A 25,365-nucleotide genomic window follows, 5' to 3' on the forward strand; every position below is an offset into this window, starting at 1 on the left:
TGGCTCCTTTATCGCTGGAACGGATAGACCGATCCCAGATGCAAAAGCGTTGTCAACGCGTCCAGCGCCTCGCGCCCTTCGCGTAAAAGCTGCGGATCGACAAGGTCAGATTGCGTCAGACGGTCGCGATAGTAGCGATCGACCCAGTTGTTCAGGGCCTCAAACAGCGCGTCATTCATCATGACGGCCGGATTCACCGCACGTTGCTCTTCCTCGGTTAACACCACGCGCAGACGCAAGCAGGCTGGCCCGCCCCCGTTTGCCATGCTTTCCCGCAGATCAAACACCCGCAGTTCACTGACAGGGTTATCCTCACTTATCAGCGCGTTGAGATAACGCCACACCCCGGCGTGCTGGCGTGACTCCTCCGGCAGCACCAGCATCATGCTGCCATCGTCGCGGCTGAGAAGCTGGCTATTAAAGAGGTAGGTTTCCACCGCATCCCTGACGCTGACGGCACTGGCAGGCACCACAATGGGCGTAAACCCCGGCACGCGTGCATGAAGCGTCGCCATCAGCTCATCCTGCCCGGCAAAGGCCTCTTCATGGCAAAACAGAACCTGACGGTTAGAAACGGCGATGACATCGTTATGAAAGACGCCCTGATCGATGACGCGCGGGTTTTGCTGGGCGAAAACCAGCTGCGAAGGATTGACCTGGTTCAGGCGCGCCACGGCCTGGCTCGCCGCTCGTGTCTGACGCGCCGGATAGCGCACCGGCGCCTGGTTGCCCTGCTCGTCGCGGCCATAAATAAAAAGCTGCGTGGCGGGTTGTCCATATTCGCCCCCCAGACGGTTATGGTTCGCGGCCCCTTCATCACCAAACATCGCCACCTGCGGGAGCGCCTCATGCACGCTGAAGTGTGCTTCGTTGCTGAAGATGGCATTCAGTACGCGCCCGGTGGTCACCGCTTCCATCGCGCGATGGAATTTGTTGTTCAGGTTTGCCACCGTGAAATGCACTTTACCGTCCAGGGTATCCGCCGACGGTGCGACGGTGGCGGCGTTCGCCACCCACATCGACGAGGCGGAACTGACCGCCGACAGCAGGTCTGGCTCCTGGGTTCCGGCCTTTTCGACCACCTGTTCATCGCTGCCGCTAAAGCCTAACTGGCGCAACGCGGCCACGTTGGGACGCTCCTGCGGGGGAATGACGGCCTGCGGATAACCCGCATCCGCCAGCGCCTTCATTTTTTGCAGCCCCTGTTTTGCCGCCAGTTTGGGATTGGAAACCTGAAAGCGATGCTTCGTCGAGGCTTCATTCCCGAACGACAGCCCGGCATAGTGGTGCGTCAGGCCAACCAGCCCGTCAAAATTGACTTCACGCGCTTTCATGGTCATTCCCCTGGCTGAAATCCAGCCCCGGATTAAGCGTTTCCGGCAGCGTCAGCGCAGGCGTTTCAAGGCTTGCCATAGGCCAGGCACAATAGTCAGCCGCATACCAGGCGCTGGCGCGGTGGTTACCTGATGCGCCTACGCCACCAAAGGGTGCCGTACTGGCCGCCCCGGTCAGGGGTTTGTTCCAGTTCACGATGCCCGCACGCGCTTCCAGCAGCAGCTGTTCAAACTTCTCACGATGGGGTGAGACAAGTCCGCTCGACAGCCCGTACCGCGTGTCATTAGCCATGGCAATGGCACTGTCAAAATCGTCATAACGCCACACGCACAGCAAGGGACCGAAGACCTCTTCGTCCGGCACATCATGCGCACCGCTCATGTCGAGAATGCCGGGTGTTAATAATGAGGTGCCGGGCTTGATGCGTTTCGGCTCCAGCAAGGCCGTTGCGCCACGGGCAATATGGCCCTGCCAGGCGTTGAGCACATTCTCAGCGGCCTGTTCGGAGATAAGCCCGCCGATAAACGGCTGCGGTTCGCTGTCCCATTCGGCGGGCACAATGCGCCCGGCGACGTCGACCAGACGCTTAAGGAAGGCATCGCCCTGCGCCCCACGTTTCACCAGCAGACGACGGGCGCAGGTGCAGCGCTGTCCTGCGGTAATGAAGGCCGACTGAATGGTCAGATGCACGGCAGCGTCAATGTCGTCAGGATCTTCGACGATCAAGGGGTTATTCCCCCCCATCTCCAGGGCGAGGATTTTTTCTGGCTGGCCCGCCAGTTGGCGATGCAGCTGATAGCCCGTACCGGCGCTGCCGGTAAAGAGTAACCCATCGAGGTCTGACAATGCGCTGAGCGCCTGCCCGGTTTCACGCCCGCCCTGAATGAGGTTCAGCACGCCCGGCGGTAAACCGGCTTCCTCCCACAGTTTGACCACCGCTTCGCCACTCCGGGGAGTCAGCTCACTGGGTTTGAAAATAAGGGTATTACCCGCCAGCAAAGCAGGCACGATATGCCCGTTCGGCAGATGTCCGGGGAAATTATACGGCCCGAAAACGGCCAGTACCCCGTGCGGACGGTGGCGCAGCGTGGCCGCACCGTCTGGCATCTCAGTATGATGCTCGCCGGTGCGCGCATGCCAGGCCCTGACAGAAATAGCAATTTTGTTAATCATTGCCGTGATTTCAGTGGCGGCTTCCCAGCGCGGCTTGCCGGTTTCGCGGGCAATCACTTCCGTCAGCGCGGTTTTGTTCGCCTCCAGCAGGCTGGCAAATTTTTCGACGACGGCCTGACGCACGTTAAACGGCAATCTGGCCCACGCCGGAAAGGCGCGCCGCGCTGCCTGGCAGGCTTGTTCAACCTGCGCGGCGCTGGCATCATTTCCTTGCCACAGCGCCTCGTTACCCACAGGGTTGGTTTTGATCCGCTGCTCACCTTCGCCCGTTATCCAGTCACCATTGATCCATAAACTCATACCGTTTTCTCCTCGGGGCACAGGCGCACCATGCGAACCGTGTCGCCTGCGCTACATTTCAGGGCATCCAGCTGCGCGGCAGTCAGGACCAGACGCTCGCATTTTGGGTTGGTGTGTACCAGCATGGCGCGAAATTGCGCGTAATTTTCATTGGCGACCAGACAGGCTGGCCATTCTCCCGGCGCCGGCTGGCCTTCAGCCACGGTGACAAGACGGCTTTTGCGAATCGCCCGCACGCGGTCAACCTCGCATTCGAGTGTTGGCCCGCCGTCAAAGATGTCGACGTAGTTATGGTAGCGGAAGCCCTCTTTTTCGAGCACCGCCCGGGCCGGAGCCGTTTGGGGATGCACTTCACCGATCACCGCTTGCGCTTGCGGCGAGAGGAAGTGGGTATAAATGGGGTGTTTCGGCATCAGTTCGGCGATAAAGGCTTTTTGCCCTGTTCCGCACAGATAATCGGCGCGGCTGAACTCCATGGAGAAAAAGCGCTCCCCGAGACTTTCCCAGAAAGGCGAATAACCCGTCTCATCGATCACGCCGCGCATCTCCGCCACCACCTTCTCGTTAAAGCGATCGCGGAAGGCAGCCATAAACATAAAGCGTGATTTGGACAGCAGGTAGCCATTGCCCTCTTTGCGCCAGTCAGGATCGAGGAAAAGCGAGCACAGCTCGCTGCTGCCGGTGTGATCGTTGCTGAGAAACAAGGTGGGTAACGCGTTGTAAACGTTGAGCTCCTTCGAAGCGTGAACCAGCGTCCCGACGCGGTAGTTGTACCAGGGATCGTTCAGACCCACCGCCACTTCGATGGCGCAAATCCCGGCCACGGTCCCCGTTTGTGTATCTTCCAGCACAAACACATAGCCTTGTTCGCTTTTTGGCAGCGTCCCTTGCCAGGTTTGCAGAGAGCGTTCGATACGCGCCGACAGCGTTTTTTCATCCACCGGCAGCGACGTCAGGCCGCCGCCGGTTTTCCCCGCAAGCTGCATAAGCCCGGCGATATCCCCGCGCTCAATGGGACGGATGACCATCATGATGACACCTCAGATTTCACCTGTTCACAGGCCCGTGCAAAACGGTCCAGACCGGTTTGCACCTCTTCTTCACTGACAATCAGCGCCGGAGCAAAGCGCACCACATTGGCCCCGGCAATCAGTACCATCACGCCCGCTTTGGCGGCTTCTTGTGAGATCAGTTTCGCTTTGCCGCTAAATTCAGCCGTCAGTTCACAGCCAATCAGCAGCCCTAACCCACGGATCTCCTTAAACATGCCGGTTTTAGCGTTTATCGCGTTCAGGCGTTCAACAAACCACGCATGACGCTGTTTGACGCCGTTTAACACGTCCGGCGTATTGATGATATCCAGCACCTGCCCTGCCACCGCCGAGGCCAGCGGATTTCCGCCGTAGGTAGTGCCGTGCGTGCCCACGGTCATGACGCTGGCGCATTTATCGGTCGTTAACATGGCCCCAATCGGGAAGCCGCCGCCCAGCGCTTTGGCTGTCGACAGCACATCCGGCGTGACGCCGTAATGCATATAGGCATACAGCTCACCCGTGCGGCCGACACCGGTTTGTACTTCATCGAAAATGAGCAGCGCATTATGGCGATCGCAAAGCTCGCGCAGCCCTTGCAGGAAGGCTTTTTGACCGGGAACAACGCCGCCCTCGCCCTGCATCGGTTCGACGATCACCGCACAGGTGTTTTCGTCGATAAGATCGCGGGCCGACTGTAAATCATTGAATACCGCATGTCGGATATCCGGCGGCAACGGGGCAAAATCGTTTGAATAAGCTGGCTGTCCGCCTGCGCTCACGGTAAATAAGGTACGTCCATGGAAGGCATTCTTAAAAGCAACAATCCCGCTCTTTTGTGCGCCAAAATGGTCGTGGGCGTACTTACGCGCCAGCTTCAGCGCGGCCTCGTTGGCCTCTGCCCCGGAGTTACAGAAAAAGACTTTTTCAGCAAAAGTGGCATCAATCAGTTTCTTCGCCAGACGCAATGCCGGCTCGTTAGTAAAGCCGTTACCGGTATGCCAGAATTTGGCCGCCTGATCGTTCAGCGTCTGACGCAGGGCAGGATGCGCATGCCCCAGCGCGTTCACCGCAATCCCACCGGCAAAATCTATATACTCTTTCCCCTGCTGGTCCCACAGGCGCGAGCCTTCCCCACGAACCGGAATAAAAGCCGCCGGCGCGTAAACCGGCATCATCCATTCATCAAAATTTTCACGCGTAATTGACAGAGACATAGCGACCTCATCCGGTAAACAAAAGGTTGTTTAAATGTTAAATTATTGAGTGTTTGCACTGTGAATGTAGATTGCAGCCTTCGTGCCAGCCAGCGATAAAAATGCATAAACGGGGGTGATGGACAGAATATCAAGGGGTTACGATATGGAGTTATTCACTGTTTCTGCATAAAAAGTGAATATTTTTACGGTAAGCGGCGCTTTCCCGCATGAAAACCAGAAAGACTATTCACATGCCAAATATAATTCTGGATTTGTGATCGCTCGCGAAATTTACTCTCCGTTTACGCGCTTATTCAGGGCAAGCCGCGTCAAAATGGTGCAAATATTGCACCGTCACAACGATCTGTCGCAGTTATTGGCCGAACCGGATAACAGTTGAAGGAAATTCTGCTAACATCCTTGCACTATTCACCTTGCACTGGCAGCGACTATGAAATTTGTCTCTTTTAATATCAACGGCCTGCGCGCCCGCCCTCATCAACTGGAAGCCATTGTTGAACAACATCAGCCAGACGTGATCGGCCTGCAGGAGACAAAAGTTCACGACGACATGTTCCCTCTCGAAGAGGTGGCAAAGTTAGGTTACAACGTCTTTTATCACGGGCAGAAGGGTCACTATGGCGTGGCGTTACTGACCAAAGCGACCCCGGTTTCGGTTCGTCGCGGCTTCCCGGGCGATGACGGTGAAGCACAGCGTCGCATTATCATGGCGGAAATTCCCTCCCCGCTTGGAAATATCACGGTGATCAATGGTTACTTCCCTCAGGGCGAAAGCCGCGATCACCCGACCAAATTCCCTGCCAAAGCGAAGTTCTATCAGGACCTGCAGGATTATCTGAATACCGAGCTGAAAAATGAGAATCCGGTGCTGATCATGGGCGATGTCAATATCAGCCCGACCGATCTGGATATTGGTATCGGTGAAGACAGCCGCAAACGCTGGTTGCGTACGGGGAAATGTTCCTTCCTGCCGGAAGAGCGTGAATGGATGCAGCGCTTACAGGACTGGGGCCTGGTGGATACCTTCCGTGCCGCTAACCCTGAAACACAGGACCGCTTCTCGTGGTTTGATTATCGCTCGAAAGGGTTTGACGATAACCGTGGTCTGCGTATCGACCTGCTGCTGGCCAGTGCGCCACTGGCGGAGCGCTGCATTGAAACCGGTATCGACTATGACATCCGCAGCATGGAAAAACCCTCCGATCATGCGCCGGTCTGGGCCACGTTCAAACTGTAACCCCCGGTGAAACGTCAAAAACAACTCTTCCTGTGCGCCCTTCTGGGCGCACTTGCCGTGGTGTTTTTTCTGCTCCCTGCGGGCGGTTTCTCACTGGCCTCGCTGAAAAGCCATCAGCTTGCGCTGCTGGCTCACGTTAATCATGCGCCGTTACGCAGCGCGGCAATTTACTTTTGCGTTTATGTGCTGGTATCAGCTTTGTCGATTCCCGGCGCGGCCCTGCTGACCCTGCTCGGCGGGGCGATTTTCGGCCTGGTGCAGGCCACGCTGCTGGTCTCTTTCGCCTCAACGCTGGGGGCGACCCTGGCCATGCTGGCCAGCCGCTATTTGCTGCGCGAGTGGGTGCAGCGCCGTTTTGCCGGGCAGATGGCGACCGTCAATGCCGGAGTTCAGCGTGACGGGGCGTTTTATCTTTTTGCCCTGCGCCTGATGCCGTTATTCCCCTTTTTTATGGTTAACCTGCTGGCGGGATTAACGACCCTGAGCGTACCCCGATACTGGTGGGTCAGCCAGGTGGCGATGCTGCCCGCCACGGTGATCTTTCTCAATGCCGGACGAGCGCTGGGAAAACTCACCTCTTTACACGATATTCTGTCGCCAGGGATGCTTATCGCCCTTACACTATTAGGGGTACTTCCCCTGGCCACCCGCTGGCTTTTTTCTCGCTTCACCCGAATTTCTCACTAACAGGGAGCCATTATGCGCCGTGTGCGTTCTTGCGTGTTTCTGACCAGTCTGCTGGTGACTGCCCCTCTCTTTGCCCAGGCGTCATGGCAAAGCATCCAGAACGAAGCCAAAGGCCAGACGGTCTGGTTCAATGCCTGGGGCGGCGATCAAGCCGTTAACCGTTATCTGGATTGGGTGAGTACTGAAGTCAAAACCCACTACGACATTACCCTCAACATCGTTCATCTGGCCGATGCCGCCGATGCCGTTAAGCGCATCCAGACCGAGTCCCGTGCCGGCCGCCAGACGAAAGGCTCGGTTGACCTGCTGTGGGTGAACGGCGAAAACTTTCGCACGCTAAAAGAGGCCGGGCTGCTGCAAACTGGCTGGGCGACTATGCTGCCAGACTGGCGGTACGTGGACACCACGAAGCCGGTCAGCGAAGATTTCGCCCTCCCGACTGACGGCGCCGAATCCCCCTGGGGCGGCGCGCAGTTGACCTTCATTGGCCGTCGGGCCACGCTGCCGGCCGCGCTGCGCGATCCGCAGGCGTTGTTTGACTATGCGCAGCGTCATCCCGGCAAAGTGAGCTATCCGCGCCCGCCTGATTTTACCGGGACCGCCTTCCTTGAGCAGCTGCTGTTGTCATTAACCCATGACCCCGATGCCCTGAAGCGCGCCCCCGACCCGCACACCCTGGAACAGGTGACGGCGCCGCTGTGGGCCTATCTGGATAAACTGCATCCGTTCTTGTGGCGTGAAGGGAACGATTTCCCACCCTCGCCTGCACGAATGGATGCCCTGCTTGCCAGCGGTAGCCTGAATCTGTCGCTGACTTTTAATCCGGCCCATGCTCAACAAAAAGTGGCAAGCGGTGAACTCCCCGCCGACGCATATCCTTTTGGCTTTGAGAAAGGCATGCTGGGCAACGTGCATTTCGTGGCGATCCCGGCCAACAGCAGCGCCAGCGCCGGGGCAAAAGTGGTCGCTAATTTCCTGCTTTCGCCACCGGCGCAAATCCGCAAGGCCGACCCGGCAATCTGGGGCGACCCAAGCGTGCTGGATCCGCAAAAATTGCCTGCGCCACTGGCGGCATCGCTGCGTCAGCATACCCCTGGCGGCTTGCCCGTGGTGTTAGCCGAACCCCACGCCGCCTGGGTTAACGCACTGGAGCAGGAATGGCTGCGTCGTTACGGCACCCGCTAGGCGGGCTTATCCTGCTGGTGATGGCTGCCATTTACCTGCCGCTGTTGCCGGCAGGCGGGCTGATGCTGGCACCCGCATTCTCACCGGATGGCTGGCAGGCGCTACTGACCGATCCGCAGGTCCCTCAGGCGCTCGCTGCCACGCTTATTTCATCGCTTATCGCCACCCTGGGATCGTTGTTTATCGCCCTGGTGGTAGTCGCCGCGCTCTGGCCCGGTAAAGCCTGGCAACGGCTAAGCACGCGTCTGCCCTGTTTACTCGCGATCCCGCACGTCGCCTTTGCCACCAGCGCCCTGCTGCTGTTTGCCGAAGGAGGCGAGTTTTATCGTCTGTGCACGCTTTGTACCCCACAGCTCGATCGATACGGCGTGGGGCTGGGCGTGACGCTGGCGATAAAAGAGAGCGCCTTTGTATTGTGGGCTATCTATGCCGTCCTGCCCGAGGAGAGGCTGGCGCAAAAAATGGTGATACTCAGAACGATGGGCTACGGAAGAGTGCAGGGTCTTTGCTGGCTGGTCCTTCCCGCCATCGCCCCGGCGCTGGGCGGCGTGATGCTGGCCGTCGCGGCCTGGTCGCTGTCGGTGGTCGACGTGGCGATGATTCTCGGTCCCGGTAATCCGCCCACGCTGGCGGTGCTGGCCTGGCAATGGCTGACGCAGGGTGATGCCGAACAACAGACAAAAGGCACGCTGCTGTGTTTGTTATTGCTGGGCCTGGTCCTGCTTTTCGCCGCCCTGGGATACGTGCTCTGGCGGGGGGTTAAACAGACGATGCCGGTGGAAAAAGGCCAACGCCACCCGAGCGCTCCGTCTCGTACGGGTGCTCTTCTGGGCGGGCTCTTGCCGCTCGCCGGTCTCCTCAGCGCGGCAGTGCTGGTTGTTCTCTCCCGAACGCTGCAAGGCGATTTTGGCCCTGTCATGACCAGCCTCTCTCTGGGGCTGTTATCCAGCCTGATTGCGCTGGTCGCCATCCTCGGCTGGCTTGAGTGGGGACCGCAACGTTATACAAGCTGTGTATGGCTACCGCTGGCGCTGCCCGCTCTGCCGCTGGTCGCCGGACAATATCAGTTGGCGCTATACCTTGGCGTCGAGGGGCACTATTTCGCGGTGCTCTGGGGCCATTTGCTGTGGGTACTGCCGTGGATGCTGTTGGTTATTCAACCCGCCTGGCGTGGCATCGATTCGCGTCAGGTGCTCATTGCCCGCACGCTGGGGATGCCACGCTGGAAACGGTTCTGGTTAATCAAATGCCCGCTGCTGATCCGTCCTCTGCTGCTGGCGTTCGCGACAGGCTTTTCGGTGAGCATGGCGCAATATATGCCCACGCTGTGGCTGGGTGCAGGCCGATACGCTACCCTCACCACCGAAGCGGTGGCATTAAGCAGCGGTGGCAGTACGCCAGTGCTAGCGGAACGGGCGCTGGGCCTGCTGGTGCTTACCGCCCTCATCTTTGCGCTTGCGGCGGCCCTCTCCCGGCTCGCCGGTGACTATCGAAAAGGATTACGTTAATGCTGCGGGTGAATAGTTTGTCTCTGCCGCCGCTTTTGCGCGACGTGTCGTTCAGCGTGCAGGCGGGTGAAATCGTGACGCTAATGGGGCCGTCAGGCAGCGGAAAGTCGACCCTCTTTGCGTGGATGGTGGGTGCCCTGTCGACCGATTTTCACGCTCACGGCGAGCTGTGGCTCAACGATCGGCGCTGCGATGCGCTACCCGTCGAAAAACGGGGTATCGGAATTCTGTTTCAGGACGCGCTGCTCTTCGACGCGTTCAGCGTGGGGCAAAACCTGATGCTGGCCCTGCCGGGCACCCTTAAAGGCCCGGCGCGTCGTGAACACGTCGAACAGGCGCTCGCCAGTGCCGGGCTGACCGGTTTTTATTCGCAAGACCCTGCCACCCTGTCCGGCGGCGAGCGCGCCCGCGTGAGCCTGCTGCGTGCCCTGCTGGCGCAACCGCACGCCCTGTTGCTGGATGAACCTTTCAGCCGTCTGGATAAAGCCCTGCGCGAGACGTTCCGGAAATGGGTGTTTGCACAGGTGCGCAGCCTGAACATCCCGGTGGTGCTGGTCACCCATGATAACGAAGATATCCCCGACGGTGGACGCGTTATCCAGATCGCCGACTGGCAATAATGTATGTGCTAACGCAAGGAATTCTCCGCAGGGGAAGACGAAAATGACGCTCCCATTATTTAACGTCAGGTTTTTCGATGAAACGTGTTTCTCAACTGACCGCGCTGACCCTCGCCCTGGGTTTCGCCTCTTTTTCTTCGCTTGCCGCTGAGATGACGCTCACGCAACTTCAACAGCAAAAGGGCGCGGTGATTGATACCCGCCCCAGCGCGTTTTACAACGGCTGGCCCCAGACGCTGAACGGGCCTTCCGGCCATGAACCGGCCGCGCTGAATCTCTCCGCCTCGTGGCTTGGCAAGATGAGCGACGAACAACTTACCCGCTGGGCCGCGCAGCATCATCTGGCCGCCGATGCGCCTCTTGCGCTGTATGGCGCCGAGGCCGACCGCCAGGCGGTAAAAGCACGTCTCAACAAGGCCGGTTTTCAGCATATCTCTCTGCTCAGCGATGCGCTGCGCCATCCCGAACGTCTGCAACGCCTGCCGCATTTTGAGCAGCTGGTTTACCCACAGTGGATCCATCAGCTTCAGCAAGGCAAGCCGGTGGTTGCTGCCCCCGCGGGCGAGTGGAAAATAATTGAAGCCGCCTGGGGCGCACCGAAATTCTATCTTCTGAACCATATTCCCGGCGCAGGCTATATCGACACGAACGACGTCGAAAGCGAACCGCTGTGGAATAAAGTCTCTGATGAAAAGCTTAAAGCGCTGCTGGCAAAACAGGGTATTCGGCATGACACCACCGTCATTCTTTACGGGCGTGATGTGTATGCCGCCGCGCGAGTCGCCCAGATCATGCTTTACGCAGGCGTGAAGGATGTCCGGATCCTGGATGGCGGCTGGAAAAGCTGGGCCGATGCAGGTCTGCCGGTTGAGCGTGGCATGCCGGCCCCTGTTCAACCAGCAGAGGATTTTGGCGCGCCGATCCCGGGTCAGCCGCAGCTGATGGTGGATATGGAGCAGGCCCGCAGTATGCTGCATCGCCAGGATGCCTCACTGGTGAGTATTCGGTCATGGCCGGAATTTATCGGTGAAACCAGCGGCTATAGCTACATCAAACCAAAAGGTGAAATCGCGGGCGCGCGCTGGGGGCACGCAGGCAGCGATGCCACACATATGGAGGATTTTCACAATCCGGACGGAACCATGCGTAGCGCCGATGATATTGCCGCGATGTGGAAGCAGTGGAATATTTCGCCAGACCAGCACGTTGCCTTTTACTGTGGCACCGGCTGGCGGGCGTCAGAAACCTTCATGTATGCGCGGGCAATGGGCTGGAACAACATCGCCGTCTATGATGGCGGCTGGTACGAGTGGAGCAGCCACCCCAAAAATCCGGTGACTACCGGCCCTGTGACACCGGAACAGACGCGTTAGGGCCTGAGCGCTTTTAGCGTCTGATATCCGCTCCAGATGCGCGTTGTGGTGGTCAACCAGCACAACGCGCCAAACACCCAGGCAAACAGTGCGAAATGCGTCGGAAACAGGCAGCACAGCACAAACAGCAGGATGGTCTCCGTCCCTTCCGTTAAGCCGCCAATATAATAAAACGACTTGTGCGCATAGCCTGGATTTTCAATATTATGTCGGGATGCCAGCGCCGCAAAGGCCAGAAAGCTGCTTCCCGTTCCAATAAAGGCAAACAGCAGCCAGCCCGCCGCCAGAGCATTGTCGACCGGTGCGGCAAGCGCAAAACCAAACGGCACCAGCGCATAGAATAAAAAGTCGAGGGCGATATCAAGAAACCCTCCCGCATCGGTAAGTCCTCTGCGACGGGCTAAGGCACCGTCCAGGCCATCCAGCAGCCGGTTCAGCAGGATGGCCACCAGTGCGGCGCTATAATGCCCCAACGCCAGCAACGGCAGCGCCAGCGCCCCGAGAGCAAAGCCCAGCAGGGTCAACCGATCGGGCGTGATGCCCGGTCTGTCCACTGCCGCCGCGACGCGATTCAACAGCGGCTTCAGGCGGGGGTGCAAATGCCGGTCAAACATGCGGTTTTCCTTTCAGTCCGTCACACAGCCCTTGAGCGGGTATATCCAGCGCGGCATTAAAACGAGCGGATAAGTTCTGGAAAGCAATCAACGCGGTCATTTCTGCAATGGCCTCATCGCGGTAGTAGCGTTTTAGCGCCGTTTTAATCGCGTCGCTCACCTGTGGCGGCGTCGCCGTGGTGGCCTCCGCATAGGCCAGTGCCGCGCGCTCTTCGGGGCTGAATAACGCAGATGACTGCCAGTGGCTAACCGCCTGCACTTTATCCATCGCACCGCAGCGCTCGGCCAGCCGCAGACTGTTGGCATCAATGCAAAAAGCGCAGTGGCACAGCTGAGAGATCCGGGTCTGAAGCAGCGCTCGCAGCGCCGGATTCAGCCGCGCGTTGCGGCGTTCAAGGAACCCGACAAAAAGGGCCACCAGCCAGAAAAGACGAGGCATTCGTCCCCACCAGCGGGTGGGATTGAGCACCACACCAAAATGCTTTTTCTGCATGGCGGCGACAGGCCTGATACTGACGGGCAGGGATTCGAGGGGCTTGACCCAGGCGGACGACTCTTTCACCGGATTCTCCTGATAGCTGGACTCTTTGCAAGCGCACGATAATATGTCGTTTTTACCGATCAGATATTGATAACCATGCTGAAAACGCTCGATGTTGTTGCCGCCATTATTGAACAAGATGGCAAAATTTTACTGGCTCAGCGCCCGGACCACGCGGATCAGCCCGGAATGTGGGAATTTGCCGGGGGAAAAGTGGAGTCAGGGGAAACGCAACCCGAGGCGCTCATACGCGAACTGCGCGAAGAGCTGGGCATTGAGGCCCGCCCTGCCCGCTATGTTGCCAGCCATCAGCGAGAGGTGTCGCAGCGGATGATCCACCTGCATGCCTGGCATGTGCCTGAGTACACCGGTACGCCCACCGCTCTGCATCATAGCCAGCTGGTATGGTGTACGCCTGAGGCGGCTTTCACCTATGACCTGGCCCCGGCGGATATCCCCCTGCTGGACGCGTTTATCCTTTTACGCGCCGCCAGACCAGCGGATTCGTGCTGATGGTGCGTTCATCGCGCTGACACTGCAACAAAATGCCGTCCGCTTTGACCACCGCCCCTTCCGAATAATTCTGATCCTGATAAATGCAGCACTGATTGCACGGCTGCGCGCGCTGGCCGCCTGAGCTAAAGACCTCCGGCGGAATATTCACGTCGACATCCGGGCGCAGGCGGTCGGCCTGAGCCCCCGTGCAGAGTAAAGCAAACAGTGCGGTGACGAGGTAACGGTTCATTGACATCTCTTCCTTTTTTGTCCTGTTAATGACTATAACGGTAATCCCGGGCCGAACCTTTAATTTCTGCATCATCGTTTTTTGTGATGACAGGCATCCGATAATGAATTTCCCTTTCAGCGCCAATTTCTGCTTGCCTCGCAAAGCGGTACGGGTGTTATAGTCGAAAAACAACCTAAAACGCCTACACAACATACAAAATTTATTATAAGAGGTTCTTATATCTATGGATCAGACACGCTCTCTGGACTCGTTTTTAACCCATGTTCAACAACGCGACCCGCATCAGAGTGAGTTTGCGCAGGCCGTACGCGAGGTAATGACTACCCTGTGGCCGTTTCTCGAAGAAAACCCCCGCTATCGTCAGATGTCTTTACTGGAGCGTCTTGTAGAACCCGAGCGTGTCATTCAGTTCCGCGTGGTCTGGGTCGACGATCGCAATCAGGTTCAGGTTAACCGGGCCTGGCGCGTGCAGTTTAACTCTGCCATCGGCCCTTTTAAGGGCGGTATGCGTTTCCACCCGTCGGTCAATTTATCGATCCTGAAATTCCTCGGCTTTGAGCAGACGTTTAAAAATGCCCTGACCACGCTGCCTATGGGTGGCGGCAAAGGCGGCAGCGACTTTGATCCAAAAGGCAAAAGCGAAGGCGAAGTGATGCGGTTCTGTCAGGCGCTGATGACTGAACTGTATCGTCATCTGGGGCCGGATACCGACGTGCCGGCCGGCGATATCGGCGTGGGCGGGCGCGAAGTGGGCTTTATGGCCGGGATGATGAAAAAGCTCTCTAATAACAGCGCCTGCGTCTTCACCGGCAAAGGGTTGTCATTTGGCGGCAGCCTGATTCGACCGGAAGCGACCGGCTATGGGCTGGTCTATTTCACCGAAGCGATGCTTAAACGCCACGGTCTTGGTTTCGAAGGCATGCGCGTGGCGGTGTCAGGGTCGGGCAACGTGGCGCAATATGCGATTGAGAAAGCGATGCAGTTTGGCGCCCGCGTGATCACCGCATCCGACTCCAGCGGCACCGTGGTGGATGAAGCAGGCTTCACGACCGAAAAACTGGCGCGGTTGTGCGAAATCAAAGCCAGCCGCGACGGTCGCGTCGCCGACTATGCGCGTGAATTTGGCCTGACTTATCTGGAAGGCAAACAGCCCTGGTCGGTGCCGGTTGATATCGCGCTGCCGTGCGCCACGCAAAACGAGCTGGATGCCGATGCCGCGCAGCAGCTGATCGCCAATGGTGTTAAAGCCGTGGCCGAAGGGGCCAACATGCCGACCACCATTGAAGCGACCGATCTGTTCCTGGAGGCGGGCGTCCTGTTTGCGCCAGGGAAAGCCGCAAATGCCGGTGGCGTGGCCACCTCAGGGCTGGAGATGGCACAAAACGCGGCGCGAATGGGCTGGAAGGCAGAGAAAGTGGATGCCCGACTGCACCACATCATGCTCGATATTCACCATGCGTGCGTCGAGTACGGTGGCGAAGAAGCGCAAACCAATTACGTGCGCGGAGCAAATATCGCCGGGTTCGTGAAGGTCGCCGACGCAATGATCGGCCAGGGTGTAATCTGATCAAGATGGCCGGGCAGACTTATTGCCCGGCCAGGTTGCCCGCCACGCCGGAAAGCGCAATCAGCAGCAACAGCGCGATGCCGGTGACCAGACCCGCAATCAGGCTGATACGCCCTCTCGCCACCCCCACCAGCATTGCCGCACCCGTCAGAATCAGCAGCAGCGCGCTGATTCCATGCAGCGGCTCGCTATTGTGAAACCAGATGCGCAGGCATAACAGCCCCGGGATCATCATCGACCATCCGGTACGGCGCCATGAAAGCAAGGTGCGCTCCGGCTGCAGGCCCGGATCGCGCGGCGTCATGTCCGTGCCTGCCAGAGTAATAGCCCCAGCAGCACTGCCAGGATCACCACCAGTAATCCCAGAAACAGCAGCCCCCGCGTGTAGGGGAGATCGCTGTCCAGACGCATGGCATACTCATTTCTGCGCCAGCGTCGCCAGGCGGTGATGCCCATCCAGCAGGCGGCACACAGCAACAGCCCGGCCAGTGTGAACCTGAGTTCAGCCGAGGCGAGTTGTGGCGAAAACTGTTCGATACCCACCGCACCTGCCATCAGCGCCAGCGCCGTGCGGATCCATGCCAGAAAGGTGCGTTCATTCGCCAGCGTGAAACGGTAATCCGGCGTTTTTCCCCTCAGCCACCATTTCCCTCGGGGCGTATTATGATCCTGAAGACTCACGTTTAATCCTTTCTTTTATCAGCAATTCCTTGATCGACAGCCCGGTAGAGACGCTGTCGCGCAAGTTATGCCGGGTGATTTCGGTACAAAGGAACTCAATAATAAACAGTTGGGAAACGCGCGTCGCAATGGAGTCCCCCTGGTGAGGCCCTGCGCTGCCGCTGGTTAACAACCAGGTATCAGCAAGTTCGGTCAGCGGCGACTGTGGACTGTGTGTGATCGCCAGACAGTGGGCACCTGCTTTTCTGGCAAGCCGGAACGCATTTACCACTTCCGGTGTTTCGCCAGAGTGGGAAAACGCCACCACCAGATCCTGAGGTTTAAGATTGGCCAGCTTCAGGGTCATCGTGAAACGATCCGTGTAGGCTTCAGAATCTATCCCCTGACGGTTCATTTTATCCCTGGCTTCCATTGCCGACAGGCCGGAGGCGCCAAACCCGACAAACAGAATGCGGTTTGCCGACAGAAAACGGTTCACCACCGGATTCACCACTTTCATATCCAGCAGCCCGATGGTTTCGTTGATGGTGGTTTCTACCGTCAGGGCAATTTTTTGCGCCACGTCGTTACGTGAATCATCCAGGAAAATATCCGGCGAGGCGGGTAACGTCTGCTCGCTCTCTTCCAGCAGTTCACGCTTAAGGGCCGTCTTCAGATTAAGTAATCCGCCATAGCCAATTTTTTTGCAGAATCGCACAATGGTGGCTTCGCTGATCTGTACCGCCTCTGCCAGCTTGCTGACCGGCATTTGCGCCACTTGCGCGGGCTGTTGAAGAATAAACTCCGCAATATGGCGATCCGTATCGCTTAACCCGCTCAGGATATTGCTGATATACACGCGGACATTTTCCCGGTTTACGCTCATAGTGACGTTCTGCTCTCTCGGCAACAAAGTATCCGGGTATTCTGGCAATCCCGCGTTCATGCGTCCACCGCAAAACGCAACCGGGTGCGAAACGTTTCCTGCTGCCCCGCGAGCAGGCGCTGCATGCCGCGCTTTCCTGCCGCCTGTCCGTCAAAATCCGGCGCGTCGGTGGTTCCCGCGAGCGGTTCGATACAGAGCAAATCCTCACCCGGGATCCCCCAGAGCGCCAGCCAGGGGTAATTGAACGTTTCAACCTTTACGACCAGCGTTCCGTCCGGGCCCCGCACCGCGATCTGCTGGCCTTCACAGACGCCGAAATAGACTGCACCGCCCTGAAAAGTAGTTTCAGTGAGCGCAAAGCGGTGCAGCAACGGTTGGTTGTCCGGCACCGTCAGGGTGCGGTCGCGGGTATAGAACGGTCCGCCAGCCGGGCCTGGGCCAAAGTCGACACACCAGCCAGCACGGCTGGAAACAGGCAGCGCCAGGCCGGGGTGCCAGCCGAGCGAATACGCAAACGTCGTGTCATCCTCGTTAACGACGCACTGGCTGACGGAAAGCCCCTCCTCGTCGAGCTTAAAAGAGATCCGAACGCGCCAGCGATAAGGCCATACCGCCTGGGTCTGCGGGGTTGCGCTGGCTTCCAGCCGCAGCGTGTCGTGGGTATGTTCCAGACACAAAAAGGGCTGGTGGCGTAAGAAGCCGTGCGCGGGAAGCGCACAGAAACGGTCACCGATCCAGAGGCCCTGATGGATCAAGCGCCCCACTACCGGAAAAAGCTGAGGAGCCGCGCTATTCCAGACCTTCGGCGTGGCCGTCCACAGCGCATTCACGCCCCGGCGCTTATCCCACAGGCGGGTTAGCTCGCCGCCTGCCTGGGCAATTTCCGCGCTGAAACGGCTGTTTTCCAGTGTCCACGACGTCATTACGCGGTCCTCAGCAGCAATCGCGCCTGGTAGAGGGTCGCCTTGTGGCAATCGCCGGTCAGACAGGTATTAATGAGCACATAAATATCCTGCTCGGTCACGACCGCACACGCCTCCAGGCGCTCGCGCATCTGCTGACGACAGCCCTGCCCCTCTGCGGCCCGAAGGACAAAGCGCAGCGCCTCCTCCACACCAAAATGTTCGCAGCGCAGCGCATCGCCCTCTGCCAGGGTCAGACGCGCCCAGCGCTCGGCAAAGGCCTGTTCGCGCGAATCGCTCAGCGTATCGAGTTCAAATCGCGTATACAGCTCTGGCGGCGCGTCGTGCGCGTTCATCATGTCGCGCATCGCCTGGGCATAGTGGCGCGTTCGCGAGGGTTCCTGTCGCGGGGTGAGTTGTCCCGGGTCGGCCCGCAGATCGAAGAGTTTATCGCCAAAGCGCCAGGGATTGAGGTAGCCGAAGGAGGCCGGGATCTGCATCACCTGTGCGCCTTGCGTAAAGGTGAAACCAGGGTGTATGCGAATGTCGGTCAGATCTTTCACATTAAACATACTGTCGATACGCGTGGGCATCAGGGTGTATTCATAGAGATGCGTTTTCCCCTCTTCCCGGGGACAACGCATGTAAACATAATCGCCGTCAGTGATATTAATGTGCCCACCGAAATAGCCGAACAAGGCATAGTCGCGCACCGGTGAATCATCGACGATGGCCTGGGTGAGTGGCCTGCCGGTCATGGTTGGGGGGCGAGGCAGGTCAAAATAGTCGAGCAGCGTGGCGGGGATATCTATCGTCTGCGCGAGCGCCTGACGTCTGACGCCCTTCACGCCACTGCGCGGATCGCGAATGAAAAAAGGCGTGTTGGCGATCTCGTTATAGACAGGCATGATATTTTTGCCCCACCACTGATGCTCGCCCAACAAAAAACCGTGGTCGGTGCAGACGATAAATAGCGTGTCATCCCACAGGTTGAGGGCTTTAAGCTTATCCATGACCTGACCCAGATAATCGTCGCACATGGTGATCAGCGCCTGATAAAACTTCCTGACCTTTTCATCTTCGCTTCCGCCTGGCGCACCGCAGTAATACGGCACCCAGCCGTCAAACTCCTCTGCACGACACCCGTACTGTGCCAGATATTTGTCAGGCACAAAAAAAGGCTCATGGGGATCAAAACATTCAATTTGCAAAAACCAGTTATCCTGCTGGTGGTTGGCATCGAGGAACGCCATGCCCTCCTGAAGGGTCCGATGGGTGTAGTGCTCCTCCTGCGTGGGCATGGCGGCGCGATTAATCAGATCCTGCGTCATCCTGCCGCTTCGGCGGCGTAACGTCTCGGTATCTTCTGCCCCTTTCCACTGAATGGCAGGTTTCTCAACCCGCCCTTTCCAGCAATCGCCCTCCTGCCCGCGGATAAACTCGAAGGTGGAATACCGCGTATGATAGGTCGCGCCGCCATCCCGCCAGTAGTGTTTATGATCGGTCACCAGATGCGTATGGACGCCAGCCTGACTAAGCGCCTGAAAGGTTGAGAAGTCAAAAGGCTCCATCGGTCCCCAGCTGCGGTGGAGAAAGTTATATCGCCCCGTATGCAGCTCCCGACGTGCAGGCATGCACGGCATACTGCCAACGTAAAAGCGATCAAATTGCGCCGACTCTTTGGCCAGGCGGGTAAAGTTGGGCGTGATAGCATCACCGCCATACGGCGCAAGGTGGTTGCGGGTTAGCGTATCAAACATCAGCATGACTGCTTTCATAAGACATCTCTTCGTTATGAGCCGATAAATTCTTCTACTTCGTTTTTGATGAGGGTGACGTGCGGCCCATAGACCACCTGCACGCCCTCGCCACGCACAAAGGCACCGCGACTGCCGAGCAGGGAGAAGCCCTCAATGTTGACGCTCTGCGGATTTTTTACGGTGACCCGCAGCCGGGTCGCGCAGCAGTCGACATCGATAATATTGTCGCGCCCGCCCAGGGCCTCCACGATCCCTGCCGCCCTTTCATTACCCACCTGCACGGGTTGGACAGGTTCATCGCGCTCCGCTTCACGTCCCGGCGTATTGAGTTGACGCCAGCCGATCAGGAAGCGGAAAGAGAAGTAGTAGAGGCAGAACATGACCGCGCCAAGCGGCAGCATGAGTAGCCAGTTGGTTTTCGCATTCCCCTGCAGCACGCCGAAGAGCAGGAAGTCGATCAGGCCGCCAGAGAAGGTTTGCCCGACGGTAATTTCCAGCATATGCGTCAGCATAAAAGCCACGCCGGTCAGGACGATATGCACGCCATAGAGCAGCGGTGCGCAGAACATGAAGGCAAACTCCAGCGGCTCGGTGATGCCGGTAACAAACGCCGTCAGCGCGGCTGAGAGCATCAGGCTCGCCACTTTTTTACGGTTTTCTGGTCGGGCGGAGTGGTAAATGGCCAGCGCGGCGCCTGGTAAACCAAACATAAAGTCGGCGAAACGTCCCGCCATAAAGCGTGACACCCCAATGTAGTACTGGGTAACAGAGGGATCGGTAAGCTGGGCAAAAAAGATTTTTTGCGTACCCTGCACCAGTTGCCCGTTCACTATCGCCTCACCGCCAACGCTGGTCAGCCAGAAAGGCAGATAAAAGAGATGATGAAGCCCAAGCGGAATCAGACATTTCAGGATCATGCCGTAAATGAGCGTGCCAATGTAACCGGTTTGCTCCACCAGCCCGCCCAGATGGGTGATACCAGCCTGAATGGGCGGCCAGATCCAGAACAGTGCCGCACCAAGAAATATGGCAAAGAAGGATCCGATAATGGGTACGCAACGCGAGCCGCTGAAGAAGGCGAGCAAACTGGGTAGCTCCGTTTTACCGAAGCGTTTTTGTACCCAAAAGGCCAGCAGCCCGCTCATGATCCCGCCCATCACCCCGGTCTGTAGCGTAGTGATGCCCATGACGTTTGCCTGCCCCGCACCGGCGAGGTTGTCCGTCGCCAGCGTACCGGTGATCAGTAACAGCGCGCTGATGGCTTTATTCATAACGATAAAGCACAGCACGGCCGCCAGTCCTGCCGTTCCCTTATCGCTACGCGCCATACCAACGGCAATCCCCACGGCAAAGAGCAGTGACAGATTATCGAAGACGACACTGCCGCAAAGTTTCATCACGGTAAAAAGGGTCTGGATAATGTGGTTATCCAGGATGGGATAGGTCGCGAGGGTTACCGGGTTAGTGAATACGCCGCCAAAGCCCAGCAGCAACCCGGCGGCAGGCAGGACAGCAATAGGCAACATAAACGACTTTCCGAGGTTTTGTGCTCCGGCGAACAGTTTGCTCATAAAGACCCCTGATATTGGTGCAGTGAAGTTTTAATTTCATTTTATATGTGTTTATATGAAATATATATTTCGATCATTTCTCCGCCATGTCAAAACGCATTGACAGAAAAGTGAGCAATATCACGTATTCGCAGCGGGACAATCACCCGAGGAGTTGCTATGAATCGTCCGTTTCATCTTATGGCCAAACCGGTCAGCTATCAGTGCAATATCGCCTGTGATTACTGCTTTTATCTGGAAAAGGAGCAAGGCACGCTGAAGCCACGGAAAGCCACGCGCCATATGGACGAGCCGACCCTGGAGGCCTACGTGCGTCAATACATTGAGGCTCACCCCGGTGACGAGGTCGAGTTCACCTGGCAAGGCGGGGAACCGACGCTGGCCGGGATTGCTTTTTATGAGAATGCGCTGCGGTTACAGCAAAAATATGCCCGCGGAAAACGTATCACTAACAGTATTCAGACCAATGGTGTCCTGATCGACGAGGCGTGGGCAACGTTTCTGGCGACCCATCATTTTCTGGTGGGTCTCTCTGTCGATGGGCCACAGTGGTTACACGATACCTACCGAAAAACCCGCAGCGACCAGTCGGTGTTTAACAAGGTGATCAACGCCATGCGCCTGCTTCAGGAAAAGGGGGTGGAGGTAAACGTATTAGCCGTGGTGAATAACGTCACGGCCGCGCACCCACAGGCGATTTATCATTTTCTCACCCGTGAACTCAAGGCCGGGCACGTGCAGTTTATTCCCGCCGTCGAACAGCGGCCGGTGAAAGAGAAATATGGCGAACTCTTGTATCCCCAGTCGTTATCAGGGGGGACAGTAACGGAGTGGTCTGTTTCAGGCGAACAGTGGGGAGCGTTTATCAATGGCGTGTTTGACCTGTGGGTCAGGCAGGACGTGGGACGGGTATATGTTCAGATGTTCGACAGTGCGCTGGCGGCCTGGCTTGGTGAAAAGCCCTCGCTGTGCGTCATGCAGTCGTCCTGCGGATTTGGGCTGGTAGTTGAACAGAATGGCGATGTCTTTAGCTGCGATCACTATGTCTATCCGGAACACCGGCTCGGCAACCTGAAGCGGGACAGTCTGGCGAAAATGGTCAATGGCCGACAGCAGCGGAAATTTGGCATGGCTAAAACGGAGGTATCCGGGGAGTGCATGCGCTGCCCGTGGCGTTTCGCCTGCCACGGCGGCTGCCCGAAGCACCGTATTCATAAAAGCGGCGAACGCTGGCATAACCATTTATGCGCGGGATATAAAGCGATCTTCCGCCACATGGACCCGTATATGCGATATATGGCGGAACAAATTGCCCAAAGACGTCCACCTGCCGGCGTGATGGATGTCGCGCCCATGATTGCCGCTGAGCAAGATTAGCCCGATAAGCGACGCGCCATCGGGCCTGTTTCAGGCCGCGCTCTTTTTCTTCCTGAACGGTTTTTTTGCCGCGCCCGGGGCCACCATTCCTCTGAACTGGCGTACCGGGGTGCTGCGCGCCTGATTGATCAGCTCATATAATGTCCCCACCAGCGGCTGCATAAAGTCCTGGTAGCGGGACTGTTTCTCGCTGATTTTCGTCAGGATCGATTCCCAGTGCGCGGTCATGTCAGGGCGGGTCGCCATTTCAGGAAGGGAGTGCACCAGCGCTCTGCCCGGATCCGTGGAGTGAATGTAGCGCCCTTTCTTGATTAAAAATCCGCGCTTAAACAGCAGTTCAATGATCCCGGCGCGGGTGGCTTCGGTGCCTAATCCATCCGTGGCGCGCAGGATTTTTTTCAGGTCTTTATCCTGCACAAAGCGGGCGATACCGGTCATGGCAGAGAGCAGCGTGGCGTCGGTAAAATGGCGCGGCGGCTGAGTCTGACGCTCAACGACCTCCCCTTTTTCGCACAACAGTTCATCGCCTTTGGCAACCACTGGCAGCGGCGTACCGTCATTTTCTTCATCACGCTCTTTATTGCCCAGCAGCGTGCGCCAGCCTGCCTCCGCCAGGAAACGGGCTTTGGCTACAAACTTCGCTTTAGCAATTTCCAGCTCGATAACGCATTTGCGGAACATCGCATCGGGGCAGAACTGCATTAAATACTGGCGGGCGACCAGCGAGTAAATCTTCGATTCATTCTCGGTCAGATTAACGGCGCTGCTGCGTGCCGTGGGGATGATGGCGTGGTGAGCATCGACTTTTTTATCGTCCCAGCAGCGGTTACGCGTGTCGGGGTTTACGACCGGCTGCGGCAGCAAATCGTGGGTATGCACCGCAATGGCATTCAGCACCGCATGACGCCCGGCAAAATGCTCTTCCGGAAGATAGCGGCTGTCTGAACGCGGATAGGTAATCAGCTTGTGCGTTTCATAGAGTTTCTGACAAATATCGAGCACGTTTTGCGCGCTCATACCAAAGCGTTTGCCCGCTTCAATCTGCAACGCGGAGAGCGAAAACGGCAGCGGAGCCGGTTCTGATTCCCGTTTATCGTTATAGCTGGTGACGATAGCGGGCTGGCCCGCGATGCGATTGACCACATGATCGGCCAGCGGACGGTGTAATAACCGCCCCTCTTCATCCTGATAAGGTTCACACGCCTCGCTTGGCTGCCAGACGGCGACAAAACGCTCCTCTTTCGGGGTGACGATGTGCGCCTTCACCTCAAAGAAATCTTTCGCCACGAAGTTTTCGATCTCTTCATCGCGACGCACCACCATCCCCAGAACGGGCGTTTGCACACGCCCGACGGACAGCACGCCCTGATAGCCGGCATTGCGGCCCAGGATGGTATAGGCGCGAGTCATATTGATGCCGTACAGCCAGTCGGCGCGCGCGCGGGCCAGGGCAGAAACACACAGCGGAATAAACTCACTGTTCGCACGCAGGCGCGAAATGGCGCGTTCGACCGCCTGCGGGTTAAGATCGTTTATCAGGCAGCGTTGAACCTGCTGGCGTTTTTCAGGGGCGAGGTCAAGATAATCGAGTACCTCATCGACCAGCAGCTGTCCTTCCCTGTCCGGGTCACCCGCGTGAACCACTTCAGACGCATCATGAAGAAAACGCTTAATGACATTAAGCTGTTTCGTCACCGACGGGCGAGGCTGCAATTTCCATTTCTCAGGTACGATGGGCAGATCGTTGAGGTTCCAGCGCGCATACCGGCTGTCATAGACATCCGGCTGCGCCTGCTCAAGCAGGTGACCAATACACCAGGTCACCACCTGTCCGTTGCCGCACTCAATAAAGCCGTCGCCTTTGCGATGCGGCTTAGGCAGCACATCGGCAATGGCACGCGCCAGGCTTGGCTTTTCCGCAATGAACAACCGCATGAAATTAACGAATCTCAATCATCGGACGTCCGCCGCGCGCGGTCACCAGCTCACCGATTGCGGTCAGCGTGATGCCAAACTCTGCCGCCGTGGCTTTTACCTCGGCTTCGGCTTCTGGCGTGACCGCCAGCAACAGCCCGCCGGAGGTTTGCGGATCGCACAGCAGATCGCGCCATTCAGCAGGCATTTCACCCATCAGATGACCGTAGCTGGCGAAGTTACGCTGGGTTCCGCCAGGCACGGCGCCCTGGGCGATGTACTCTTCAACGCCCGGCAGCTTAGGAATGTCCTGGAACCGGACCTGTGCCTGAACGCCTGCACCCTGACACATTTCGCTGAGATGGCCCAGCAGCCCAAAACCGGTCACGTCGGTCATCGCCTTCACGCCGTCGATATTGGCAAAGGCGGCGCCCGCAAGGTTCATCTGGCACATCACTTCCGTCGCCAGACCAATATGCTCGGGTTTGAGCAGCGATTTTTTCTCGGCCGTGGTTAACACGCCAATACCCAGCGGCTTGGTGAGGTATAGCTGACATCCGGCCTGCGCGGTGCTGTTGCGCTTGACGCGTTCGGTCGGCACGATGCCGGTTACCGCAAGGCCGAAGATCGGTTCAGGTGCGTCAATCGAGTGACCGCCCGCCAGTGCGATACCCGCCTGCTGGCAGGCAAAGCGACCGCCTTCGATCACGTCACGGGCGATTTCCGGTGCCAGGGTATTGATTGGCCAGCCCAGAATAGCGATCGCCATGATCGGTTTGCCGCCCATGGCAAAAATATCGCTAATGGCATTGGTGGCTGCAATACGACCAAAATCAAAAGGATTATCAACGATCGGCATAAAGAAATCGGTGGTGCTGATGACGCTGGTGCCATTCCCTAAATCATAAACTGCTGCATCGTCACGCGTTTCATTGCCAACAAGCAGGTTCGGGTCGACAAACTTTGCCTGCTCACTGTGCAGGATGGTTTCCAGCACTTTCGGCGAAATTTTACAACCGCAACCGGCTCCGTGGCTGTACTGCGTTAAACGAATAGTTTGCTCGCTCATGGACATCTCCTGTCATTACTCTGGCGCTATGGTAGCGCTCATTCCTTAAAGAGGTAAGTATGACTGTCTGAATTCTGGGGCAGATGC

The 25,365-nt window shown here is 57.7% G+C and carries 24 protein-coding genes; 9 read left to right on the forward strand and 15 right to left on the reverse strand.

What is annotated here, in order from left to right; genetic code table 11:
- Positions 1-8: 8 nt before the first annotated feature.
- From astB to astC, 4 genes are read right to left on the reverse strand one after another with little or no spacing between them, the layout of a single operon-like run.
- Positions 9-1,334: an N-succinylarginine dihydrolase gene (gene astB, locus LZP96_RS01130; protein ID WP_064325786.1), complete on the reverse strand. Its 1,326-nt coding sequence runs from the start codon at positions 1,332-1,334 to the stop codon at positions 9-11.
- Positions 1,321-2,808, reverse strand: coding sequence for a succinylglutamate-semialdehyde dehydrogenase (astD, locus tag LZP96_RS01135; protein WP_064325785.1), 1,488 nt, complete (start codon positions 2,806-2,808; stop codon positions 1,321-1,323). The genes astB and astD overlap by 14 nt, the downstream gene beginning before the upstream one ends.
- The gene (gene astA, locus LZP96_RS01140) at positions 2,805-3,839 is read right to left on the reverse strand and encodes an arginine N-succinyltransferase (RefSeq protein ID WP_064325784.1); all 1,035 of its coding nucleotides are present in this window, start codon (positions 3,837-3,839) and stop codon (positions 2,805-2,807) included. The genes astD and astA overlap by 4 nt, the downstream gene beginning before the upstream one ends.
- The gene (gene astC / locus LZP96_RS01145; protein ID WP_064325783.1) at positions 3,836-5,056 is read right to left on the reverse strand and encodes a succinylornithine/acetylornithine transaminase; all 1,221 of its coding nucleotides are present in this window, start codon (positions 5,054-5,056) and stop codon (positions 3,836-3,838) included. Before astC ends, astA begins: the two co-directional genes overlap by 4 nt.
- Positions 5,057-5,489: 433 nt before the next feature.
- On the opposite strand from astC, the gene xthA reads away from it, so the two are divergent.
- The 6 genes from xthA to LZP96_RS01175 all read left to right on the forward strand — a co-directional run bounded on the left by xthA (position 5,490) and on the right by LZP96_RS01175 (position 11,669).
- The gene (gene xthA, locus LZP96_RS01150) at positions 5,490-6,296 is read left to right on the forward strand and encodes an exodeoxyribonuclease III (protein ID WP_064325781.1); all 807 of its coding nucleotides are present in this window, start codon (positions 5,490-5,492) and stop codon (positions 6,294-6,296) included.
- Between the two features lie 6 nt (positions 6,297-6,302).
- Complete coding sequence (locus LZP96_RS01155; protein ID WP_064325780.1) at positions 6,303-6,983, forward strand: TVP38/TMEM64 family protein; 681 nt, start codon at positions 6,303-6,305, stop codon at positions 6,981-6,983.
- A gap of 12 nt (positions 6,984-6,995) precedes the next feature.
- Positions 6,996-8,168 carry an ABC transporter substrate-binding protein gene (locus tag LZP96_RS01160; protein ID WP_258925654.1) on the forward strand — a complete coding sequence of 391 codons (1,173 nt, stop codon included), beginning with the start codon at positions 6,996-6,998 and terminating at the stop codon, positions 8,166-8,168.
- Positions 8,141-9,676 (forward strand): ABC transporter permease subunit, encoded by a 1,536-nt coding sequence (locus LZP96_RS01165; protein WP_064325778.1) that lies wholly within the window; start codon positions 8,141-8,143, stop codon positions 9,674-9,676. Before LZP96_RS01160 ends, LZP96_RS01165 begins: the two co-directional genes overlap by 28 nt.
- A complete protein-coding gene (locus LZP96_RS01170) occupies positions 9,676-10,296 on the forward strand; it encodes an ATP-binding cassette domain-containing protein (protein ID WP_064325777.1) in 621 nt (206 codons plus the stop codon). The genes LZP96_RS01165 and LZP96_RS01170 overlap by 1 nt, the downstream gene beginning before the upstream one ends.
- A 77-nt stretch (positions 10,297-10,373) precedes the next feature.
- Positions 10,374-11,669, forward strand: coding sequence for a rhodanese-like domain-containing protein (locus tag LZP96_RS01175; RefSeq protein ID WP_064325776.1), 1,296 nt, complete (start codon positions 10,374-10,376; stop codon positions 11,667-11,669).
- Here the strand turns inward: LZP96_RS01175 and LZP96_RS01180 are convergent.
- Both LZP96_RS01180 and LZP96_RS01185 read right to left on the reverse strand, forming a co-directional pair.
- Positions 11,666-12,283 carry a CDP-alcohol phosphatidyltransferase family protein gene (locus LZP96_RS01180; RefSeq protein WP_064325775.1) on the reverse strand — a complete coding sequence of 206 codons (618 nt, stop codon included), beginning with the start codon at positions 12,281-12,283 and terminating at the stop codon, positions 11,666-11,668. The two genes, LZP96_RS01175 and LZP96_RS01180, sit on opposite strands and share 4 nt — an antisense overlap.
- Complete coding sequence (locus LZP96_RS01185; protein ID WP_064325774.1) at positions 12,276-12,845, reverse strand: carboxymuconolactone decarboxylase family protein; 570 nt, start codon at positions 12,843-12,845, stop codon at positions 12,276-12,278. The genes LZP96_RS01180 and LZP96_RS01185 overlap by 8 nt, the downstream gene beginning before the upstream one ends.
- Positions 12,846-12,920: 75 nt before the next feature.
- On the opposite strand from LZP96_RS01185, the gene LZP96_RS01190 reads away from it, so the two are divergent.
- Positions 12,921-13,337 (forward strand): pyrimidine (deoxy)nucleoside triphosphate diphosphatase, encoded by a 417-nt coding sequence (locus LZP96_RS01190; protein WP_269466929.1) that lies wholly within the window; start codon positions 12,921-12,923, stop codon positions 13,335-13,337.
- On the opposite strand, the gene LZP96_RS01195 is transcribed toward LZP96_RS01190, so the two are convergent.
- Positions 13,297-13,569, reverse strand: coding sequence for a YnjH family protein (locus LZP96_RS01195; protein ID WP_064325773.1), 273 nt, complete (start codon positions 13,567-13,569; stop codon positions 13,297-13,299). The genes LZP96_RS01190 and LZP96_RS01195 overlap by 41 nt on opposite strands.
- Positions 13,570-13,795: 226 nt before the next feature.
- Here LZP96_RS01195 and gdhA point away from each other — a divergent pair, with 226 nt between their 5' ends.
- Positions 13,796-15,139 carry an NADP-specific glutamate dehydrogenase gene (gene gdhA / locus LZP96_RS01200; protein ID WP_064325772.1) on the forward strand — a complete coding sequence of 448 codons (1,344 nt, stop codon included), beginning with the start codon at positions 13,796-13,798 and terminating at the stop codon, positions 15,137-15,139.
- Between the two features lie 19 nt (positions 15,140-15,158).
- Here the strand turns inward: gdhA and LZP96_RS01205 are convergent, their stop codons facing one another.
- From LZP96_RS01205 to LZP96_RS01230, 6 genes are read right to left on the reverse strand one after another with little or no spacing between them, the layout of a single operon-like run.
- The gene (locus tag LZP96_RS01205; protein ID WP_064325771.1) at positions 15,159-15,443 is read right to left on the reverse strand and encodes a DUF202 domain-containing protein; all 285 of its coding nucleotides are present in this window, start codon (positions 15,441-15,443) and stop codon (positions 15,159-15,161) included.
- On the reverse strand, positions 15,440-15,820 hold the full coding sequence (locus LZP96_RS01210) for a YidH family protein (protein WP_064325770.1): 381 nt from the start codon (positions 15,818-15,820) through the stop codon (positions 15,440-15,442). Before LZP96_RS01210 ends, LZP96_RS01205 begins: the two co-directional genes overlap by 4 nt.
- Complete coding sequence (locus LZP96_RS01215; protein ID WP_232462963.1) at positions 15,801-16,745, reverse strand: MurR/RpiR family transcriptional regulator; 945 nt, start codon at positions 16,743-16,745, stop codon at positions 15,801-15,803. Before LZP96_RS01215 ends, LZP96_RS01210 begins: the two co-directional genes overlap by 20 nt.
- Positions 16,742-17,608 carry an aldose epimerase family protein gene (locus LZP96_RS01220; RefSeq protein WP_064325768.1) on the reverse strand — a complete coding sequence of 289 codons (867 nt, stop codon included), beginning with the start codon at positions 17,606-17,608 and terminating at the stop codon, positions 16,742-16,744. The genes LZP96_RS01215 and LZP96_RS01220 overlap by 4 nt, the downstream gene beginning before the upstream one ends.
- Positions 17,608-19,365 carry a sulfatase gene (locus tag LZP96_RS01225; protein ID WP_064325767.1) on the reverse strand — a complete coding sequence of 586 codons (1,758 nt, stop codon included), beginning with the start codon at positions 19,363-19,365 and terminating at the stop codon, positions 17,608-17,610. Before LZP96_RS01225 ends, LZP96_RS01220 begins: the two co-directional genes overlap by 1 nt.
- 14 nt (positions 19,366-19,379) lie before the next feature.
- A complete protein-coding gene (locus LZP96_RS01230) occupies positions 19,380-20,918 on the reverse strand; it encodes a PTS transporter subunit EIIC (protein WP_064325766.1) in 1,539 nt (512 codons plus the stop codon).
- A gap of 159 nt (positions 20,919-21,077) precedes the next feature.
- Here LZP96_RS01230 and LZP96_RS01235 point away from each other — a divergent pair, with 159 nt between their 5' ends.
- Positions 21,078-22,295, forward strand: coding sequence for an anaerobic sulfatase maturase (locus LZP96_RS01235; RefSeq protein ID WP_064325765.1), 1,218 nt, complete (start codon positions 21,078-21,080; stop codon positions 22,293-22,295).
- A 30-nt stretch (positions 22,296-22,325) separates the two neighbouring features.
- Here LZP96_RS01235 and LZP96_RS01240 read toward each other — a convergent pair whose 3' ends face one another.
- Together LZP96_RS01240 and selD are read right to left on the reverse strand one after the other, a co-directional pair.
- On the reverse strand, positions 22,326-24,230 hold the full coding sequence (locus tag LZP96_RS01240; RefSeq protein ID WP_064325764.1) for a DNA topoisomerase III: 1,905 nt from the start codon (positions 24,228-24,230) through the stop codon (positions 22,326-22,328).
- Between the two features lie 4 nt (positions 24,231-24,234).
- Positions 24,235-25,278, reverse strand: coding sequence for a selenide, water dikinase SelD (gene selD / locus LZP96_RS01245; protein ID WP_064325763.1), 1,044 nt, complete (start codon positions 25,276-25,278; stop codon positions 24,235-24,237).
- Positions 25,279-25,365 lie beyond the last annotated feature (87 nt).

This window comes from Huaxiibacter chinensis, from assembly GCF_022171985.1.
Classification (GTDB): domain Bacteria; phylum Pseudomonadota; class Gammaproteobacteria; order Enterobacterales; family Enterobacteriaceae; genus Enterobacter; species Enterobacter chinensis_A.